The following is a 639-nucleotide window of genomic DNA, read 5'->3' as shown; positions in this document are numbered from 1 at the left end:
GATAATCGTCTCGGCTGCTTTGCGTCTGAGCGATCGCAACAAGCGCTGCACGATGGTGTGCTGCGGCGGACCGAACTGTTCGGGGCGTTGTTCGGCGAGGCGACCGAGAATTGCCAGCGCGGTCAGACGGGGCTCGGCCGCCAGCCAGCGCTCGATGTCGGCGAGGTGCGGATCGAGCATTGATGGCATTCTCATGCGCTTTTTGTATGGCTTGCGCATGCGCCGATGGATGATGCGCTGCTCCCCCAGATGCACGTCACTGCCGAGCCCCTTCGCGAACGCTGCTGCGTTCTTTGTCGGCGCCAGTGGGCTGGTTGCTGCCGCGAGCCTACCCGATCGGGCGTCGACGCGCGTGCCGAGCTCCGCCTGGGCGTCTCTCATCTCGGCCAGCAGCGCCACGGGATCGAGCGTGCGATAAAGCTCTCGAAGACGCCGTTTGACGACCTTGCTCAACCTCGGATGCGTCAGTGCGCGGTCATAGGGCGTGGCTGGAACGTGATAGCGCTTGATCACCTTCGCGCCCTCGCGTCGCTTGTCCTTCAGCTTGAAGGACGGCTGAAAGAAGTTGGTGTGCAGCCGAGATGCAGCATACAAACGTTCAAGCACGCGCGTCGTCTCGACACCATCGAAGCGACCGTA

At 62.9% G+C, this 639-nt stretch carries 1 pseudogene; it reads right to left on the bottom strand.

The annotated features are described in order from the left end of the window. Positions 1-513, bottom strand: a pseudogene (locus ACZIRK_RS45390) (transposase); the annotation flags it as partial. Between the last annotated feature and the right edge of the window lie 126 nt (positions 514-639).

It is taken from the genome of Bradyrhizobium sp. Leo114, from assembly GCF_055229415.2.
The sequence above is the reverse complement of the archived record's forward strand: the minus strand, read 5'-3'. Positions and strand labels throughout refer to the sequence as shown.